11 protein-coding genes are annotated in these 19,929 nt (G+C 66.2%); 6 read left to right on the top strand and 5 right to left on the bottom strand.

Annotated features, from left to right (window positions below; genetic code table 11):
• Positions 1-13: 13 nt before the first annotated feature.
• The 4 genes from urtD to urtA form a co-directional block, all read right to left on the bottom strand.
• A complete protein-coding gene (urtD, locus tag BUB39_RS05410; protein WP_084526903.1) occupies positions 14-817 on the bottom strand; it encodes an urea ABC transporter ATP-binding protein UrtD in 804 nt (267 codons plus the stop codon).
• The gene (gene urtC / locus BUB39_RS05415; RefSeq protein WP_073051925.1) at positions 814-1,974 is read right to left on the bottom strand and encodes an urea ABC transporter permease subunit UrtC; all 1,161 of its coding nucleotides are present in this window, start codon (positions 1,972-1,974) and stop codon (positions 814-816) included. Before urtC ends, urtD begins: the two co-directional genes overlap by 4 nt.
• Positions 1,975-2,122: 148 nt before the next feature.
• A complete protein-coding gene (gene urtB, locus BUB39_RS05420; protein ID WP_425292889.1) occupies positions 2,123-3,751 on the bottom strand; it encodes an urea ABC transporter permease subunit UrtB in 1,629 nt (542 codons plus the stop codon).
• Positions 3,752-3,885: 134 nt separating this feature from the next.
• Positions 3,886-5,181, bottom strand: a complete 1,296-nt coding sequence (gene urtA, locus BUB39_RS05425; RefSeq protein WP_073051926.1) for an urea ABC transporter substrate-binding protein — start codon at positions 5,179-5,181, stop codon at positions 3,886-3,888.
• A gap of 291 nt (positions 5,182-5,472) precedes the next feature.
• Here urtA and BUB39_RS05430 point away from each other — a divergent pair, with 291 nt between their 5' ends.
• The 5 genes from BUB39_RS05430 (at position 5,473) to BUB39_RS05450 (ending at position 18,237) form a co-directional block, all read left to right on the top strand.
• Entirely contained in the window at positions 5,473-8,835 is a 3,363-nt protein-coding gene (locus BUB39_RS05430; protein WP_073051927.1) for an ATP-binding protein, read from the top strand.
• Positions 8,828-9,751: a response regulator gene (locus tag BUB39_RS05435; protein WP_073051928.1), complete on the top strand. Its 924-nt coding sequence runs from the start codon at positions 8,828-8,830 to the stop codon at positions 9,749-9,751. Before BUB39_RS05430 ends, BUB39_RS05435 begins: the two co-directional genes overlap by 8 nt.
• Positions 9,752-9,912: 161 nt before the next feature.
• Positions 9,913-15,414 carry an alpha-2-macroglobulin family protein gene (locus tag BUB39_RS05440; protein WP_073051929.1) on the top strand — a complete coding sequence of 1,834 codons (5,502 nt, stop codon included), beginning with the start codon at positions 9,913-9,915 and terminating at the stop codon, positions 15,412-15,414.
• A gap of 9 nt (positions 15,415-15,423) precedes the next feature.
• Positions 15,424-17,565, top strand: a complete 2,142-nt coding sequence (gene pbpC / locus BUB39_RS05445; protein WP_084526905.1) for a penicillin-binding protein 1C — start codon at positions 15,424-15,426, stop codon at positions 17,563-17,565.
• Positions 17,566-17,580: 15 nt separating this feature from the next.
• A complete protein-coding gene (locus BUB39_RS05450) occupies positions 17,581-18,237 on the top strand; it encodes a DUF1345 domain-containing protein (protein WP_084526906.1) in 657 nt (218 codons plus the stop codon).
• Here the strand turns inward: BUB39_RS05450 and BUB39_RS05455 are convergent.
• Positions 18,209-18,727, bottom strand: a complete 519-nt coding sequence (locus BUB39_RS05455; RefSeq protein WP_073051930.1) for an MgtC/SapB family protein — start codon at positions 18,725-18,727, stop codon at positions 18,209-18,211. The two genes, BUB39_RS05450 and BUB39_RS05455, sit on opposite strands and share 29 nt — an antisense overlap.
• A gap of 158 nt (positions 18,728-18,885) precedes the next feature.
• On the opposite strand from BUB39_RS05455, the gene BUB39_RS05460 reads away from it, so the two are divergent.
• The gene (locus BUB39_RS05460; protein WP_073051931.1) at positions 18,886-19,911 is read left to right on the top strand and encodes a hydroxyacid dehydrogenase; all 1,026 of its coding nucleotides are present in this window, start codon (positions 18,886-18,888) and stop codon (positions 19,909-19,911) included.
• Positions 19,912-19,929: the final 18 nt, after the last annotated feature.

Raw genomic sequence — 19,929 nt, forward strand, 5'->3', positions numbered from 1 at the left:
GGCATGATCATCCTCACCGGCCGAGATAAACTTCGATCACGGTCGGATCGGCCGAGACCGCGTCGAGCGTGCCTTCCGAGAGCACCGAGCCCTGGTGCAGCACGGTGACCTTGACGTCGAGTTCACGCACGAAGGACATGTCGTGCTCGACCACGACGACGGACTTCGTCTTCGCGATCTCGCGCAGCAACGCCGCCGTCTCGCGCGTCTCGGCGTCGGTCATGCCGGCGACCGGCTCGTCGACGAGCAGGAGCTGCGGTTCCTGCGCCAGCAGCATGCCAATCTCGAGCCACTGTTTCTGGCCGTGCGAGAGATTGGCGGCGAGCCATTCCTTCTTGTCGGCGAGGCGGATGATATCGAGGATCTCCTCGATGCGCGCCGTCTCGCGCAGGCTGGTACGATGAAACAGCGTCGCGAAGGGTCCGCGGACGCCAGCGAGTGCCAGATCGATATTGTTCCAGACGGTGTGGCTCTCGAACACCGTCGGCTTCTGGAACTTCCGGCCGATGCCGAGCGAGGCGATCGACGCCTCGTCCATCCGTGTCAGGTCGGTGTCGCCGGCGAAGTAGACGTCGCCCTCGTCCGGCTTGGTCTTGCCGGTGATGACGTCCATCATCGTCGTCTTGCCGGCGCCGTTCGGCCCGATGATGGCGCGCATCTCGCCGGGTTCGATCACCAGCGAGAGCGAGCGCAGCGCCTTGAAGCCATCGAAGGAGACCGAGACGCCGTCGAGATAGAGCAGCGAGTTCTTCGCCTTTTCGCGGCTCGCCTTCTCGCGCGCGGCAGGCGACGAGGTTTCGACATGGGTCGCGGTCATGCACCTTCCTCCGCTGCAATGCTGGCTTCGATCGGGGACACGGCGGCGGGCGCCGACGTCGATGTCGGCCTCGCCTTCGCCCGCGCCAGCAGGGTGCCGACGACGCCCTTCGGCAGGAACAGGGTGACGGCGACGAACAGCGCGCCAAGGACGAACAGCCAGTATTCGGCGAGCACGCCGCTCGTAAACCAGGTCTTGCCGAAATTCACGAGCAGCGCGCCGACGATCGGTCCGATCAATGTGCCGCGCCCCCCGACGGCGACCCAGATCACGGCCTCGATCGAATTGGCCGGTGCGAACTCGCCGGGATTGATGATGCCGATCTGCGGCACATAGAGCGAGCCGGCGACGCCGGCCATCATCGCCGACAGCACGAAGACGACCAGCTTGTAGCCCTCGACGCGGTAGCCAATGAACCGCGTCCGGCTTTCGGCGTCGCGCACGGCGATCAGCACCTTGCCGAATTTCGATGCGATGACGGCGCGGCAGATCAGGAAGCCGAGCGCCAGCGCCAGGGCCGAGGCGAAAAACAGCACGCCGCGGGTTGCCGGCGCCTGGATGTTGAAACCGAGAATGTCCTTGAAGTCTGTCAGGCCGTTATTGCCGCCAAAGCCCATGTCGTTGCGGAAGAAGGCGAGCAGCAGCGCATAGGTCATCGCCTGCGTGATGATCGACAGATAGACGCCGGTGACGCGCGAGCGGAAGGCGAACCAGCCGAAGACGAAGGCGAGCAGCCCCGGCACGGCAATGATCATGATCGCCGCGAACCAGAAGTGATCGAAGCCGTACCAGAACCAGGGCAGCTCGTTCCAGTTCAGGAACACCATGAAATCGGGCAGGATCGGGTTGGCGTAGACGCCGCGCGCACCGATCTGGCGCATCAGATACATGCCCATCGCATAGCCGCCGAGGGCGAAGAACGCGGCATGACCGAGCGAAAGGATGCCGCAATAGCCCCAGACGAGATCGACGGAGAGCGCGAGCAGCGCATAGCAGAGATATTTGCCGATCAGCGCGATGACATAGGTCGGCACATGCAGCGGGAAGGACGGATCGGTCAGGCTGAGCAGCGGCAGAAGGATGCCGACGGCGAGCAGCAGGCCGAGCACGATATAGGTGTTGCGGTCGAGCGCGCGGAAGATGAAGGCAGTGATCATCGGCTCGTCCCCGTCATCATGAAGCCCAGCCGTTGGAGCAGCCTCAGCAAGCCCGGAACCGCTTCGCTGCCGTTCGATCCGCTTTCCCTTTTCGCGGCCAGCAAGGTCGCATCCGCCTCAGCGAGAGCTCTTGCGATCATGATCATGCTCACGCCTCCACCGAACGGCCCTTGAGGGCGAACAGGCCGCGCGGCCGCTTCTGGATGAACAGGATGATGAAGACGAGGACGAGGATCTTGGCGAGCACTGCACCGGCATAGGGCTCGAGGAACTTGTTGGCGATGCCGAGCGTGAAAGCGCCGACCAGCGTGCCCCAGAGATTGCCGACCCCGCCGAACACCACCACCATGAAGCTGTCGATGATGTAGTTCTGGCCGAGATTGGGGCTGACATTGTCGATCTGCGACAGCGCCACGCCGGCGATACCCGCGATGCCGGAGCCGAGGCCGAAGGTCAGCGCGTCGACATAGGGCGTGCGGATGCCCATGGACGAAGCCATCGGCCGGTTCTGCGTCACGGCGCGGGTCTGCAGGCCGAAGGGCGTGCGCTTCAGCACCAGCATCAGCACCGCGAAGACGCCGAGCGCGAACACCACGATCCACATGCGGTTGTAGGTGATCGCGAGATGACCGAGATCGAAGGTGCCGGACATCCAGGAGGGGTTGCCGACCTCGCGGTTGTTGGGGCCGAAATAGGTGCGCACCGCCTGCTGCAGGATCAGCGAGATGCCCCAGGTGGCGAGCAGCGTTTCCAGCGGGCGGCCATAGAGGAAGCGGATCACCGACCGCTCGATGAGAACCCCGACGCCGCCGGAGACGAGAAAGGCGAGCGGCAGCGCGATGGCGAGCGACCAGTCGAAGAGGCCGGGATAACTGGTGCGGATGATCTCCTGCACGACATAGGTCGTGTAGGCGCCGAGCATGACCATCTCGCCATGCGCCATGTTGATGATGCCCATGACGCCGAAGGTGATCGCAAGGCCGATCGCCGCGAGCAGCAGCACCGAGCCGAGCGACACGCCGTACCAGATATTTTGCACGCCGTTCCAGAGCTGCAACTGGCCCTCGATCGAGCCGGCGGCGGCATCCGCGGCGGCCTTGACGGCCGGATCGGCGCCGGCGGCACCGGCCCCGGTGAGGATCGCCAACGCGTCCTGATCGCCGCGGGCGGCGATGATCGCCACGGCGGCGACCTTCTCGTCGCTGCTCATATCGGATTTCAGGACCGCGGCGGCGCGCGCCTGGACCAGCATCGCCTTGACGCCCGTATCCTTCTCGCCGGCGATGACGCTGTCGAGCAGCGGAATCTGCGCGGGATCGGCACTCTTGAAGACATCCGCGGCGGCCGCATAGCGCAGCTTCGGATCGGGATTCATCAAGGTGAGCGAGCCGGATGCGGCGCGGATCTGGCCGCGGATCTTGTTGTTGACCTTGATCTTCGTCACATCGCTACGGGCGGCGGTGCCGGCATCCGTTCCGGTGACGAGATCGGTCAGGGCGTAACCGTCGCCCGCCCTGACGGCCTTGAAGACGGCGCCATCCGATTTGCGGACATAGAGGTCGCCATTCGAGAGGGCGTCGAGGACGGCGGCCGCGGCGGGATCGCCGGTTGCGGCAAGCGCAGTGATGGCGCTTTCGAGGGCCGCGTAATCGCCTTGGCCGAGCGCGTTCACCTGCGGATGGACATCAGCGCCATAAGCCGGGCGGAACAGCGCAAACATGGCCAGGAGCGCGATGATAAACGCGAGGATCGGCTTGGTCGGGCGCAGGGTGGTCAATGCCATTCTCCCGGAAGCAGGGCCGGCCGGTTGGTCGGCGGAGGCCGGGAGGCGGCGGACCGCCTCCCGGATTGGATCACACGGCAGAGCCGGTTCCAGCTCGTGAAAGCAGGAACCGTGCCGCGCCCGTCGGCTCAGGAGCCGCCGCACTTTCCGGTTGCGACATTGAAGTTGCCGCAGGAGAGCGGGGCGCGCCAATCGGAGATCAGGTCCTTCGAGTCGGGGAGGTAGTCCGACCACTCGTCGCCAACCACGAGGCCAGGCGTCTGCCACACGACGTCGAGCTGGCCGTTGTCCTGGATCTCGCCGATATAGACCGGCTTGGTGATGTGATGGTTCGGCATCACGGTCGAGAAGCCGCCGGTGAGGTTGGGAACCGAGACGCCGATCAGCGCATCGATGACCTTGTCCGGATCGGTGGTGCCCGCCTTGGTGACGGCCTGAACCCAGGCGTTGAAGCCGATATAGGTGGCTTCCATCGGGTCATTGGTGGTGCGCTTGTCGTTCTTGATGAACGCATGCCACTTCTTGATGAAGTCCTCGTTCTCCGGCGTGTCGATCGACTGGAAGTAGTTCCAGGCGGCGAGATGGCCGACCAGCGGGGCGGTGTCGATGCCGGCGAGTTCTTCTTCGCCGACCGAGAAGGCGACGACCGGGATGTCCTCGGCCTTGATGCCCTGGTTGCCAAGTTCCTTGTAGAAGGGAACGTTGGCATCGCCATTGACGGTCGAGACGACGGCGGTCTTCTTGCCGGCCGAGCCGAACTTCTTGATGGAGGCGACTTCGGTCTGCCAGTCGGAGAAGCCGAACGGCGTGTAATTGACCATGATGTCCTCGGCGGCGACGCCCTTGGACTTCAGATAGGCCTCGAGGATCTTGTTGGTCGTGCGCGGATAGACATAGTCGGTGCCTTCGAGCACCCAGCGCTTCACGGCGCCACCTTCGTCGCTCATCAGGTAGTCGACGGCCGGGATCGCCTGCTGGTTTGGCGCGGCGCCGGTGTAGAACACGTTGCGCTCGCTCTCCTCGCCTTCATACTGGACCGGGTAGAACAGGATCGAGTCCAGTTCCTTGAAGACCGGCAGCACGGACTTGCGGGACACCGAGGTCCAGCAGCCGAACACGACCGAAACCTTGTCCTGGCTGATCAGCTCGCGGGCCTTCTCCGCGAAGAGCGGCCAGTTCGAAGCCGGATCGACGACGACAGCCTCGAGCTTCTTCCCGAGAACGCCGCCCTTCTTGTTCTGCTCGTCGATGAGGAAGAGCACCGTATCCTTGAGGGTCGTCTCCGAAATCGCCATCGTCCCCGACAGCGAATGAAGAATGCCGACCTTGATCGTATCGTCAGCGGCATGGGCGCCCGTAACGCCGGCGCCGATCAGGGCCGCCGTCGCGAGCGCGCCGAGTGTCCGGCCTACTCGTTTGAACATGAAGGAATTCCCCCTGCTGGGACGCCGCTCCCGGCAGAGGCCCGGGCGGTCGTCACGTCTGGCTTCATTTTTCCGAAACGACAGCGGCGAAGCCAAAGCTCGCCCTTCCTGACGCTCGCAGGGATTGTCGGCTGAATTTCGCAGTGCGGCATATACGTCGATTGACGTAGTTGCAGCGCGAGACGCCACAACGCAGACAACGGCACGGCTCCAATCCAAGGCTTGCGCGCCTCGAACGGATCGGTACTGTCGCTCGATCAATGTGCACGCCTCGAAAGTGGGCAGGAGACGATGGCGGGACGACAGCGGATCCTACCGGTCCGCCGCGAATATAATCGCTGGGTCGCCAACCAGACGCTGGAAGACTACGCCCTCCGCTTTACCGCGAAGAGCGCCCGGCGCTGGAAGACGTCGCGCGTCGCCCAGACGGCGATCGGCGCCATTTCCTTCCTGGCGCTGGAGGCGATCGGCGGCGCGATCACGCTTTCGCATGGCACCACGAATGCGCTCGCTGCGACGCTCGTCGTTGGCGTCGTGCTGTTCCTGACCGGGCTGCCGATCGCCCGCTATGCCGCGCGCTACGGTGTCGACATCGATCTGCTCACCCGCGGCGCGGGCTTCGGCTATATCGGCTCGACGATCACCTCGCTGATCTACGCCACCTTCACCTTCATCCTGTTCGCGATCGAAGCCTCGATCATGACGACGGCGCTGCAGCTCGCCTTCGGCATTCCGATCTGGCTCGGCTATATCCTCTCCGCCGCCGCCGTCATCCCGCTCGTCACGCACGGCATCACCTGGATCAGCCGATTCCAACTCGTGACGCAGCCTTTGTGGATCGTGCTCAATATCCTGCCGGTCGGATTCATCCTCTGGCAGGACGGCGGCTCGGTCGCATCCTGGCTTTCCTTTGAAGGCCTCATGCCAGGGGCGAGCGGCCACGGGCTCGATCTCGTCGCCTTCGGATCGGCCTGCTCGGTCATCCTCGGGCTGATGCCGCAGATCGGTGAGCAGGTCGACATCCTGCGCTTCCTGCCACCAGAGGGCCTGCGCGGCCGCCGGGGACGGATCGCGACAGTGCTGGCCGGCGCCGGCTGGATCATCGTCGGCGCGCCGAAGCTCCTGTTTGGCTCGTTCCTCGCGGTCCTGGCACTGCGCCACGGCGTGCCGGCGGATCATGCCGCCGAGCCGGCGCGCATGTATGTCGTCGCGTTCGGCTATGTGCTGCCATGGCCGGATGCGGCGCTGTTTCTCTCCGCCGCCTTCGTCGTGGTGTCGCAGCTCAAGATCAATGTGATGAACGCCTATGCGGGCTCGCTCGCCTGGTCGAATTTCTTCTCGCGACTGACGCACAGCCATCCCGGACGCGTCGTCTGGCTGATGTTCAATGTCGCGATCGCCCTTCTCCTGATGGAACTCGGCATCTACCGGGCGCTCGAACAGACACTCGGCCTCTTCTCGGTGGTGGCGGTCGCGTGGCTCGGCACCATCGTTGCGGACCTTGCGATCAACAAGCCGCTCGGCCTCTCGCCACCCGGCATCGAGTTCAAGCGCGCCCATCTCTATGACATCAACCCCGTCGGCGTCGGCGCGATGGGCATCGCGACCACGATCGCGCTCGTCGCAGCGATCGGGCTGTTCGGCGAGGTTGCGAAGGCGCTCGCGCCCTTCATCGCCCTCGGCCTCGCGCTCGTGACGGCGCCGGCGATCGCCTGGCTAACGAAGGGCCGTTATTACCTCGCCCGCAAGCCGCGCGCGCAGTGGATGCTAAGGACCGAGATCCAGTGCACGGTCTGCGAGCATTATTTCGAACCCGAGGACAGCGCCTATTGCCCGGCCTATTCCGGGCCGATCTGCTCGCTGTGCTGTTCGCTCGATGCGCGCTGCCACGATCTCTGCAAGCCGCATGCGCGGCTGCAGACCCAGGTCGCGACCGCCGTGTCCGCGGTGCTGCCCGACAGCGTCGCGCGGCGGATCAGCCCGCGCATCGTGCAGTATCTCGGCATCCTCACGCTATTCATGGCGGTGATCAGCCTTGTGCTGATGCTGATCCATGTGCAGGCGACGGCGCATGGCGGCGTTCACGACGCGATCATCGGCCAGACGCTCTGGGCGGCGTTCTTTATCCTGTTCATCGTCGCCGGAATCGCCTCCTGGTTCCTGGTGCTCGCCAACGAAAGCCGCCACGTGGCGCAGGAGGAATCGGCGCGCCAGAACACTCTGCTGCTCAGGGAAATCCAGGCGCACCGGAAGACCGACGCCGAGCTACAGCGCGCCAAGGAGGCGGCCGAGGCCGCCAATCTCGCCAAAAGCCGCTATCTCGTCGGTCTCAGCCATGAATTGCGCACGCCGCTCAACGCCGTCTTCGGCTATGCGCAGATCCTCGAGCGCGACGAGACCATCGCGCCGTCGCGGCAGGACCGCATCCGCGTCATCCGCCGCAGCGCCGAGCATCTCTCGGGTCTCATCGACGGGCTGCTCGAAATCTCGCGCATCGAGGCCGGCCGCCTCCAGCTGCAGCGCAACGAGGTCCGGCTCGGCGATTTTCTCGACCAGATCGTCGAGATGTTCCGCTTCCAGGCCGAGGGCAAGGGGCTCGGCTTCACCTTCGAACGGCCGCCCTACCTGCCGGAACTGGTCCACACCGACGAGAAGCGGCTCAGGCAGATCCTCGTCAACCTGCTCTCCAACGCGATCAAGTTCACCGAGACAGGCTCGGTCCGCCTCGCGATCGGCTATCGCAACCAAATCGCCAGTATCGTCGTCGAAGATACCGGCCCCGGCATCCCGGCCGAGGATATCGAGCGCATCTTCGAGCCGTTCGAGCGCGGGGCTTCCACCCGCTCGCGCGCCGTGCCCGGGACCGGCCTTGGCCTGACGATCACCAAGATGCTGGCGCAGCTGATGGGCGGCGACGTGACCGTGGCAAGCACGGTCGACGCCGGCAGTCGCTTCGAGGTTCGCCTGATGCTCGCCTCGATCGAGCGGCCTGTAGCCGAGCTGCCGCCGCCCGCGCTCCGCATCCACGGCTATGAGGGACCGCGCCGGACGATTCTCGTCGCCGACGACGACCAGGATCATCGCGATCTCGTGCGCTACATCCTCGAGCCGCTCGGCTTCATCGTGCTCGCGGTGCCCGACGGGCCGTCCTGTCTGGCCCTGACCGGCGACATCCGGCCCGACCTCTTCCTGCTCGATATCTCGATGCCGGGCATGAGCGGCTGGGACCTCGCACGGCGGCTGCGTGAGCTCGGCCATGTCGCACCGATCCTCATGCTCTCGGCCAATGTCGGCGAGACGCAGCCGGCGCCTGTCGAAAACGCCGTGCATGACGGCGCGCTGCCGAAGCCCTTCGAGGTCCGCCAGTTGCTCGACCGGATCCAGACGCTGCTGAAGCTCGACTGGAGCGACGAACTGCCGGCGGCGGTTCGCACCGAGGAACCGGCACCGATGAAAAGTCCGGGCGCCGATCATGTCGAGGAGCTTCTGCGGCTTGGCCGGATCGGCTATGTCCGCGGCATCGAGGCTAAGCTCGATCAGCTCGACAGCGATGCCGACAACCGCGTGTTCGTCGCGGCCATGCGCAGTCATCTGAAGAATTTCGATTTCGACCGCTATCATGCGGTTCTGGAGACGATGGGCGAGGATGGCTGAGATCGCAAAGGCGCGCGACATCGTGCTGGTCGTCGACGATTCGCCGGAGACGCTGAGCTTCCTCACCGACGCGCTGGAGCATTCCGGCGCCACCGTGCTGGTCGCGACCGAAGGCGCGCGCGCGCTCGCGCTCGTCGATCGCATCACGCCCGACATCATCCTGATGGACGCCGTCATGCCCGGCATGGACGGCTTCGAGACCTGCCGGCGCTTGAAGGCCAATGCAGCGCTGTCGCATGTGCCCGTCATCTTCATGACCGGGCTTTCGGAAGCCGAACACATCGTCGAGGGGCTGGAGGCCGGCGGCGTGGACTATGTGACGAAGCCGATCGTGCTCGACGTGCTGCTCGCCCGTATCCGCGTACACCTCGCCAATGCCCGCACGGCGCAGAGCGCGCGGCTCGCGCTCGACACGGCCGGCCGCTACCTCCTTGCCGCCAACGGCGCCGGCGAAATCCTCTGGTGCACGCCGCAGGCCGTGCGGCTCCTGGAAGCCGCGCTTCCGGCACAGGACGGCGTCATCCTGCTGCCCGAAAGCCTCAAGGTCTGGCTCAAGATCTCGGCCGGCCAGCGCGGCTCGATCCCGCCGCCGGCCCCGATCGTCGCCGCCGACGGCCAGCCGCTGCAGCTGTCCTATCTCGGCAATACCGGCGAGGGCGAATTCCTGTTCCGCCTGACGCGCGAGGATTCGGACGGCCAGGAAGCGCTGCTGCGCCGCCAGTTCGCCGTCACGGCGCGCGAGGCGGAGGTGCTGTTCTGGATCGCGCGCGGCAAGTCCAACCGCGATATCGGCGAGATCCTCGGCCTGTCGCCACGCACCGTGAACAAGCATCTGGAACAGATCTACCAGAAGCTCGGCGTCGAAAACCGCGCGTCCGCCGCCGTCATGGCGCTGACGGCGCTCGGGGAGGCGTGAGGGCTGTGACAGCTTTCACAGCAGCGACCGCAGTGCATTAAAAGTCGAATAGTCCCAGAATCTTAGCTGTCTTGCCGGTCTCCCGGGACGCTTTGACCGCGCACGCCCTCCGACGTAGACTGCCGGCCCTTGAGGGTGGCTGCTGCCACGGGGAGAAGATCATGGCTCGTCTTTTCGGCGCTCTTCAGCGCGTGGTGCTCGGCTTCGTGCTTGGTTCCGGGCTGCTGGCGATGCCGGCGGCCGAGGCCGCGGATCGCAGCGTGATAACAACCCGCGATGCCGACTATGCCGGGTTCGATACAAAGACGCTCAAGGATGTCGACCAGAAGGCCTGCGCCAGCGCGTGCATCGCTGACACCACCTGCCAGGCCTTCACGTACAACACCAAGGCGCGCTGGTGTTTCCTCAAGAGCGATTTCGGGCCGCTCGCCACCGCGACAGGCGCCGTTGCCGGACGCATCGTCACCACAAAGCCCCTCGCCGCCTCGGTCGCGAGTACGCGGACGGATGAACTGGCCTTCCTGGGCCCGGGCCCGTTCGACGAGGCGAAGGCGCAGCTTGGCGGCCTTGCACGCGCCTATCCCGCCAACGGCTTCGGCTACGACCAGATCGCGGCGACGACCGGAACGACGGCAGTCAGGAACGACCCGATCGTCGCGACGCGCGCCTATGGCGCGATGCTGGCGATCCTGCCGGACGATGCCGCGGTGTGGCGCGCCTTCGCCAACGCCTTCCTGCAGCAGAATTCGAACGACAGCGGCGAGCGCCAGCAGGCGACGACCGGCGCGACATCGGCCGCGATCAACGCCTATCTGCGCTCGGATGGCGCCAGCGACCAGGCGCTTGCCCTCGGCATCCTCGGCAAGGCGCTCGAACGGCGCGAGATGTGGCGGGAGGCAATCAAGACCTATCGCCTCGCCCTCACCTTCCGCGAGGACAAGACCGTTCGCGCCGCCTATGACGCGGCCCTGCGCGACCACGGCTTCCGCATCGTCTCGAACAGCGTCGACGCCGACGCCGCCTCGCCGCGCATGTGTGTCGTCTTCTCCGATCCGCTGCCGGTCGCCGATCCGAAGCTCAACGATTTCATCGTCGTCGAAGGTGGCAGCGGCCTCGCCGTCGAGCCCGAGGACAACCAGATCTGCGTCGACGGGCTGAAGCATGGCAGCCGCTACACGATCCGCGTCCGCGCCGGCCTGCCATCGGCCGAAGGCGAGACTCTGGCGCAGACCGCCGAGATTTCCAGCTATGTGCGCGATCGCGACCCCTGGGTCGGCTTCGCCGGCAATGCCTATGTGCTGCCGGCGGGCCAGGGCGCCTCGATCCCGATCGATTCGGTCAATACCAGCCGCATCGCCGCGACCGTCTACCGGATCGGCGACCGTTCGATCGCGGTCGCGGTGCGCGACGGCACGTTCCTGCGCCAGCTCGACACCTATTCGGCCGAACAGATCGCCAGCCAGTCTGGACAGGAGATCTGGAAGGGCGAAATCGAAACCGGCTCGAGGCTGAACGAGACCGTCACGACGGCGATTCCTATCGGCGACGCTCTGAAGACCGTCGAGCCGGGCGTCTATGTCATCACCGCGCGGGCCAAGCTCAACGAAACCGATTATTACGGCGACCTCGCGACACAATGGTTCATCGTCTCCGATCTCGGCCTGTCGGCGCTTTCGGGCAATGACGGCATCCACGCCATCGTCCGCTCGCTGAACACCGCCGAGGCGCTGGCCGGCGTCAATGTGAAGCTCGTCGCCACCAATGACGAGGTGCTGGGCGAGGCGAAAACCAATGCCGACGGCTATGTGCGCTTCGAGCCGGGCCTTGCGCGCGGTCAGGGCGGCATGGCGCCGCAACTCATCGTCGCCGAAACAGGCGCCGGCGACTACGCCTTCCTCGATCTGAAGAAGACCGCCTTCGACTTGACCGACCGCGGCGTCGACGGCCGCCCCGCCCCGGGCAAGCTCGACACGTTCATGACGACGGAGCGCGGCATCTATCGCCCCGGCGAGACCGTGCACCTGACCGCGCTGCTGCGCGACGCCGAGGCACGTGCCGTCACCGGGCTTCCGTTGACACTGGTCGTCGACCGGCCTGATGGCGTCGAATTCCTGCGCACGAAGCTCGGCGATGCCGGGCTCGGCGGCTACAGCGCCGACGTCACCATGCCCGACGGCGCACAGCGCGGCGCCTGGCGCTTCCAGCTCTATGCCGATCCCGATGGCGCGGCGCTCGCTGATATCTCGGCGCTCGTCGATGATTTCGAGCCCGAGCGGATCGCCTTCGAACTCTCGACCTCGGCGACACGCCTGACATCGGGCGACACCTTCCCGATCGACCTCACCGCTAAATATCTCTATGGCGCCAAGGCCACGGGCCTCGGTGTCGACGGCGACTTCATCGCGACGCCGACCTCGAGCGCCGCAGAATATCCCGGCTACAGCTTCGGTCTCTCCGACGACCCGGTCGAGGCGGTCCGCGATTCGCTCGGCGCCACGGCCGTCACCGACGACGAGGGCAATGCCTCGCTGGAAGCGACCGTGCCGGAATTGCCGGCGACGACCAAGCTCTTCGACGCCGAGATCGTCGTGCGCGTCACCGACACCAATGGCCGCGCCGTCGAGCGGCGGCTGAAGCTGCCGGCCAGCGCCGGTGGTCCGCATATCGGCATCAAGCCGGGCTTCGACGGCGACAGCGTGCCGGAAGGCGCTTCGGCTGCGTTCGAGCTCATCGCCATCGGCGCGGACGGCGCGCGAATCGCAGCGCCCGGCGCCACATGGTCGATCGAGAAGCTGGAAACCAACTACCAGTGGTATCGCCGCGACGGCGCCTGGAAATATGAGCCGATCACGACGTCGAGCCGCGTCGCGAACGGCACGGCCGACATTCCGGCCGAAGGATCGGTGCCGGTCGAGGCCAAGGTCAATTGGGGCCATTACCGGCTGACCGTCAGCCTACAAGGCAAGAACGAGACGTCCTCCAGCGTCGATTTCGACGCCGGCTGGTATGTGGACGCCGCCTCGCAGTCCGAGACGCCCGATATGCTCGCCGTGTCGATGGACAAGGCGCATTACAAGGTCGGCGAGACCGCCAAGCTGCGGCTCGATCCGCGGTTTCCGGGCATCGCGCAGATCATGGTCATCGATGACCGCGTCATCGACATGAAGACGGTGAGCGTGCCCGAGGGCGGCACGACGGTCGACCTGCCCGTGACGGCCAATTGGGGACCGGGCGCCTATGTCACGGCGGCGCTCTACCGGCCGATGGATATCGCCGCGAAGCGCATGCCGACGCGGGCGCTTGGCCTTGCCTGGGTTCCTGTCGATCCCGGCGACCGCAAGATCGCCATCACGCTCGACACCGACGACCAGATCCGGCCGCGCGGCCCGCTGACCATTCCGGTCACGCTCGCCAATGTCCCGGCCGGCACCGAGGCCTATGTCACGGTCGCCGCCGTCGATGTCGGCATCCTCAACCTCACAGGCTTCAAGACGCCGGCGCCGGACGAATGGTATTTCAGCCAGCGTCGCCTCGGCATGGAGATCCGCGACCTCTATGGACAGCTGATCGACCGCATGCAGGGCGTACCCGGCAAGCTGCGCTCAGGCGGCGATGGTGGCGCTCCCGGCCTCAAGGCCCCGCCGCCGACCGAGAAGCTGATCGCCTATTATTCGGGCGTGGTGAAGGTTGGCGCCGACGGCAAGACCACGATCACCTTTGACCTGCCTGACTTCAACGGCACGGTGCGCCTGATGGCGATGGCCTGGACCAAGGACGGCGTCGGCCATGCCGAGAAGGATGTCATCGTCCGCGATCCCATCGTGGTGATGGCGAGCCTGCCGCGCTTCCTGACGCCGGGGGACCAGAGCCGTATCCTCGTCGAGATCAACAATGTCGAGGGCGCGGCGGGCGACTATCGCCTCGCCGTCGATGCACCCGGCCTCACCTTGCAGGCCGGCGACAATGATCGCGGTGTGCGCCTCGAAACCGCGGCCAAGGCGACGCTCGCGCTGCCGATCACGGCCGAGGAGATCGGCGATCACCAGATCACGGTGACGCTGAATGGGCCTGATGGCGTGAGCTATGGGCGAACCTACATGCTGGGCATCCGCCCGGCTGGCCAGCCGATCTCGCGCCGCTCTCTGATCGCGCTTGCCCCGGGGGCCAAGCTCACCGTCGACGAGGGCGCCTTCGCCGAGTTCAAGCCGGGAACCACCAGCGCCACGCTGGCGGTCGGCGGCAACGCCCGGCTCGACGTGCCCGCTATCCTCGCCTCGCTCGATCGCTATCCCTATGGCTGCACCGAGCAGATCACGTCGAAGGCGATGCCCCTGCTCTACCTCAACCAAGTGGCGGCGACGATCGGCATCGCGCAGGACAGCGAGATCCGCAAGCGCGTGCAGGCTTCGATCGGCAAGGTGCTCGACAACCAGGCGGCCTCGGGCTCCTTCGGCCTGTGGGGTCCGGGCTATGACGATCTCTGGCTCGATGCGTTCGTCACCGACTTCCTGACCCGCGCCAAGGCGACCGGCTATGACGTGCCGGAGATCGCGTTCAACAACGCGCTCGACAACCTCGCCAATCGCGTCGGCTATGCGCAGGACTTCGAAAAGGGCGGCGAAGCCGTCGCCTATAGCCTCTATGTCCTCGCGGCCAACGGCAAGGCGGCCGTCGGAGACCTTCGCTACTATGCCGAGACCAAGCTCGGCAATTTCGCGACGCCGCTCGCCCAGGCGCAGATCGGTGCCGGCCTCGCGCTCTACGGCGACAAGGCCCGGGCCGAGACGGTGTTCAAGGTCGCCGTGGCCAACGTCCAGGCGGGCTATGGTGTGCAGCCGGCCTATCGCGATGACTACGGCTCCTATCTCCGCGATCAGGCAGCCGTGCTGACGCTCGTTGCCGAAACCGACGATGCGAGCGCCGACCTGCCCGCTCTCGTCGATACGGTCGCCGCGACGCGGGACCAGCGCCGCTTCATCTCCACCCAGGAACAGGGCTGGATGCTGATGGCCGCTGCCTCGCTGATGAAGGACGTCAAGAACGCCTCGCTCGATGTCGATGGCAACGCGGCGGAGGCGCCGCTCTATCGCAAGCTGCTCGGTTCCGATGTCGAGGGGCGTCCGCTCGTCGTCGAGAACACCAGCACGACGCCGCTTGAGGCGGCGCTGACGCTGACCGGCATTCCGATTGACCCGGAACCCGCCGGCGGCGAAGGCTTCACCATCGAGCGCAGCTATTTCCACACCGACGGCACCGAGGCGGACCCCGCGACGGTGGCTCAGAACGACCGGCTCGTCGTGGTTCTGCATGTGACGGCGAATGAGGCGCGGTTCGGCCGCCTGATGGTGGTCGATCCGCTTCCGGCCGGCTTCGAGATCGAGAACCCGAACATTTCGGCCTCGGGCGACACCTCAACCTACGAGTGGCTGTCGGTGGAGCGCAACGTCGCGCATACAGAAGCGCGCACGGACCGCTTCATGGCGGCGCTCAACCGGACCGCCCAGGATCCGGTCGAGTTCTCCGTTGCCTATGGCGTCCGCGCCGTGTCGCCGGGCAGCTTCGTGCACCCCGCCGCAACGGTCGAGGACATGTACGATCCGGACCGGCAGGCCCATACCGACACCGGCCGCGTCGAGGTCATCGGCCCGACGGTGACGAAGTAAGGCGGGACCATGGGCACCGGCGATCCCGTCGCCTCATCCTCCTATGGGGGAAGTGGCCGACCAAGGGCGTGGCGACGGCGGCTGACCCTTGCGGGGCTCGCCGTCGCGACCGTCGGCTATTTCTCCGCGGCCGGCATCGGCGGCGCCCTCCATGACATCCATGCCAGTCTCCCGGCCGTCCCAGCGCCGGAAAAGGTCGCGACCTCCGCCGTCGTCGTCGATCGTGCTGGCCAATTGCTGCGGCCCTACACGATCGCCGACGGGCGCTGGCGGCTTCCGGTAACGCTGGGTGATGTCGATCCGATGTTCATCACCATGCTGGAAGGCTATGAGGACCGCCGTTTCGCCGAACATCGCGGCATCGACTGGCGAGCGATCGGGCGCGCCGGCCTGCAGGTGATCCGGCATGGCCATATCGTCTCGGGCGGCTCGACGCTGACCATGCAGGTCGCGCGGCTCATCGACGGCATGTCGACGCGCGGCGCTTCCGGCAAGCTGCGCCAGATGGTGTTCGCCCGCACGATCGAGAACCGCCTCGACAAGAAGGCGATCCTCTCGCTTTATCTCGAACTTGCGCCCTATGGCGGCAATCTCGAAGGCATCAGGGCGGCCACCCTCGCCTATTTCGGCAAGGAGCCGAGGCGGTTGACGGTCGCCGAGGCGGCGCTGCTGGTCGCCTTGCCGCAAGCGCCCGAGGCCCGGCGACCGGACCGCGACCCGATGGCCGCCAAGGCAGCGCGCGACCGGGTGCTCGACCGGCTGGTCAGCGCCAGTGTCATCGACGCGGAGACGGCGGCCTCGGCCAAGACCGAACGGATCGCGACCGCCCGGAAAACCTTCCCGATGCTCGCCGCGCATCTCGGAGACGCCGCCCGCAAGAGTGATCCCGCCAATCCGGTGATCCGCCTGACGCTCGATGCGCGCCTGCAGGCGAAGCTCGAACAACTCGCCGCCGATCGCGCGGCGAAGGTCGGGGCGAAGGCGTCCGTTGCCATCCTCGTCGCCGATCATGTCACCGGCGATATCCTCGCCTCGGTCGGCTCCGCCGGCTTCATGGATGGCGATCGCAACGGCTTCGTCGACATGGTCAGCGCCATCCGCTCGCCGGGCTCGACGCTGAAGCCATTGATCTATGGCCTTGCCTTCGAACAGGGCCTCGCCCATCCGCAGAGCCTGATCGAGGACCGGCCGAGCGCCTTCGGCGGCTATGCGCCGGTCAATTTCGACGGTTTTTATCGCGGCACCGTGACAGTTCATGATGCGCTGACGCAGTCGCTGAACATCCCGGCCGTCACGGTGCTCGATGCCGTCGGCCCGGCGCGGCTGGTCGCGCGGCTGAAGCGGGCGGCGGCCAACCCGAAGCTCCCCGATCTTTCGGCCCCAGGCCTTGCCATCGGCCTCGGCGGCGTCGGTATTTCGCTCGAGGACCTCGTCAGCGTCTATGCCGCTCTCGCCCGCGGCGGTCGGCCCGTTGCGTTGCATGACGGGTCGGGGCCGCCGGCGAAGATCGAGGAGGGCGCGCCGGTGCTGGAGCCCCTCGCCGCCTGGTATGTGTCCGACATCCTCGCCGACGTGCCGCCGCCAACGATCGGTGCACGCGGGCGCATCGCCTACAAGACCGGCACGTCCTATGGCTATCGCGACGCCTGGTCGATTGGCTTCGATGGCCGCACGGTCATCGGCGTTTGGGTCGGCCGGGCCGATGGCGCGCCCGTGCCCGGGCTTTCAGGCATCGGCACCGCGGCGCCGATCCTGTTCGAGAGCTTCGACCGCGTCGGCGGCGACCGCGCGCCGCTCCGCCCTGCCCCGGCCGGTGCTCTCATCGCCTCCAATGGCGACCTGCCCGCGCCGCTCCGTCATTTCCGCACGCCTGACATGGTCGCCGGCAAGGCGCCGGACCGGCCCGAGATCGCGTTTCCGCCGGACGGCGTCCAGGTCGATCTCGGCATCCGCGCCGGCGATCCCGGCCCGCTCATCATCAAGATCCGCAACGGCAAGCCGCCCTTCACCTGGTTCGCCAATGGCAACCCGATCGCCCAGACGCCGTTCGCGCGCTCCGAAAGCTGGGAGCCGGACGGCCCCGGCTTCGTTACCTTGTCGGTTGTCGATTCGGCCGGACGGTCCGATCGGGTCACCGTGTTCGTCGAATAGGCACATTCAGCAATCGTGACGATCCTCAAGCGACACTGGCGGCAGCATGTCCGCTTCTATTGGGCTGTCGGCGCCGGCCTCATCGCCTATCTGGTCCTCAGCCAGTTCATGCAGCGGCTGGCGATGATCGGCGCGGGCGATGTCTTCTTCATCGTCTATCTCGGCGCGATGCTGCGGATGGCGGCGCGGTCGACGATCGCCAAGCTGCGCGACCGCGCCCGCAACGAGGACGAAGGCATCGCGCTCATCGTTGGGCTGACGGCGCTCGCGATCGGTTTCTCGTTTTCATCGATGTTCTCGCTGCTCGGCAAGGACGCCAACCCGACCACGATCCATCTTCTGGTGGCAATCGCCAGCATTCCGCTCGGTTGGGCGGTGCTGCACATGCTGTTCGCCTATCATTATGCGCGGCTCTACTACACGCCCGCCTCGGCCTCGGACGGCAAGAGCAAGGATGCCGGCGGACTGAACTTCCTGGATACGGAAGAACCCGGCATCATCGAGTTCATCTATTTTTCCTTCACCATCGGCGCGACGGCGCAGACCGCGGATGTCGATTTGAAATCGACCGATTTCCGGCGCGTCGTGCTGTTCCACGCCATCGCGTCGTTCGTCTTCAACACCGTCTTGCTGGCGCTGGCCGTCAATGTAGGGGCGAGCCTGATCCAGTAGCAGGAGGGTCCGGCGCCTTCTCCTTCTCTTCGAGGCCGAAGCGGCTCAGAATCCAGCGCTCGATCGGCTTCGCGACGATCAGGATCACGAAGACGAAGCCGAGCGCGACCAGCACCAGCGGCCAGCGCGCGAGACCGCAGGCAATGCCGAGCGCGGCGGCCATCCAGACCGTCGCCGCTGTCGTGACCCCATGCACAATCTCCTCGTGCCGGCCATGGCGCAGAATGGCGCCGGCGCCGATGAAGCCGATGCCGGCCAGAACGCCCTGGATGGCGCCCTGAAGCACACGGCTCTCGGCATCGGCATGGCCGCCGAAGTCAGGATGGGTCGCCGCGGCCATCGTCACCAAAGCGGCGCCGAGCGCCACGAGCCCCAACGTTCGCATGCCAGCCGTCTTGGCCTTGGCGTCGCGGTTGATGCCGATCAGGAGCCCGCAAAGACTGGCAAGACCCAGGCGAATGATGGCGTCGATAAGCTCGGGCGAGGTCAATGGATCGCGGCTTCCCTGATGCGTGCAGGCGATTGTGCCGCCAAAGCGTTCACAAGGCCATGGCCGAGCATTGGACCGGCACGAACGACGATTCCACTGCGCGTTGATCCGGTCTAGCCTTCGCCGCGCCAACAAGCATGCACGGGAGGAAAGACGACATGACTGAACCGGTGATCCTGGTCGATCCGCTGCCGCGGACGCTCGATCTCATCATGGAACCGGATGTGCGGGCGCGGCTGGAGCGGCTCGGGCGGCTCGTCATCTCCGAGGACAAGCCGATGGACGCGGCGACCATCGATGCCCTGTTGCCCGAGACGGTGCTGATCTTCGGCCAGACGGACATGCCGCGCGAGCGGCTCGACCGCGCGCCGAAGCTGAAGGCGATCATCAATGTCGAAAGCAATTTCCTGCCGAATGTCGACTATGAGGCGTGCCAGCAGCGGGGCATCGCGGTCATCACCCCCGGCTCGGCCTTTGCCTCGCCGGTGGCCGAAGCTGCGCTCGGCCTCGCGCTCGACCTCGCCCGCGGCATCACGGCCGCCGACCGCGCCTTTCGTGCCGGCAAGGAGGAATATGGCCTTGCGGGCAACCGCGACACGTTCCGCTTCGCCGGCGCGCCGGTCGGGCTCATCGGCTTCGGCGATCTCGGACGCACGCTGCGCGACCTGATCCGTCCGTTCCGCAATCCGGTCAAGGTCTATGACCCCTGGCTGCCGGCCGAGATCATCGAGCGCAGCGATTGCATGGCGGCGAGCCTCGACGAGGTGCTCGCGACATCGAAGGTGATCTTCGTCTTCGCCAGCGTCACCAGCGAGAACCAGCACTTCATCGGCGCGGCGGAATTCGCCCGCATGCAGAAGGGAACCGCCTTCCTGCTGATGAGCCGCGCGGCGGTCGTCGACTTCCCGGCGATGCTGGAGGCGATCGAGAGCGGTCACATCACCGCCGCCGTCGACGTCTTCCCCGAGGAGCCCGTGGCGCCCGACGATCCGGTGCGGCAGATCGAGGGCATGATCCTCTCGGCGCATCGCACCGGCGGCACGGTCGACGCCCTTTATGCGATCGGCCGCATGGCTGTTGCCGATGCCGAACTCATCCTGCGCGGCCTGCCACCTCAGCTTTGCCGGCGCGCCGACCCGGCGATCGCCAGCCGGCTTCGGTCGAAGCCCGTGAGCGTCACCTGAAAAAGGGCCGCACCGGAC

Source organism: Kaistia soli DSM 19436, from assembly GCF_900129325.1.
Lineage (GTDB): Bacteria > Pseudomonadota > Alphaproteobacteria > Rhizobiales > Kaistiaceae > Kaistia > Kaistia soli.

What these genes read in the sequence shown, in the direction of transcription:
- BUB39_RS05460 (WP_073051931.1), top strand. Translation starts at nt 18,886, where the DNA reads ATGACTGAACCGGTGATCCTGGTCGATCCGCTGCCGCGGACGCTCGAT.
- BUB39_RS05435 (WP_073051928.1), top strand. Translation starts at nt 8,828, where the DNA reads ATGGCTGAGATCGCAAAGGCGCGCGACATCGTGCTGGTCGTCGACGAT.
- pbpC (WP_084526905.1), top strand. Translation starts at nt 15,424, where the DNA reads ATGGGCACCGGCGATCCCGTCGCCTCATCCTCCTATGGGGGAAGTGGC.
- urtC (WP_073051925.1), bottom strand. Translation starts at nt 1,974, where the DNA reads ATGATCACTGCCTTCATCTTCCGCGCGCTCGACCGCAACACCTATATC.
- urtD (WP_084526903.1), bottom strand. Translation starts at nt 817, where the DNA reads ATGACCGCGACCCATGTCGAAACCTCGTCGCCTGCCGCGCGCGAGAAG.
- BUB39_RS05430 (WP_073051927.1), top strand. Translation starts at nt 5,473, where the DNA reads ATGGCGGGACGACAGCGGATCCTACCGGTCCGCCGCGAATATAATCGC.
- urtA (WP_073051926.1), bottom strand. Translation starts at nt 5,181, where the DNA reads ATGTTCAAACGAGTAGGCCGGACACTCGGCGCGCTCGCGACGGCGGCC.
- BUB39_RS05440 (WP_073051929.1), top strand. Translation starts at nt 9,913, where the DNA reads ATGGCTCGTCTTTTCGGCGCTCTTCAGCGCGTGGTGCTCGGCTTCGTG.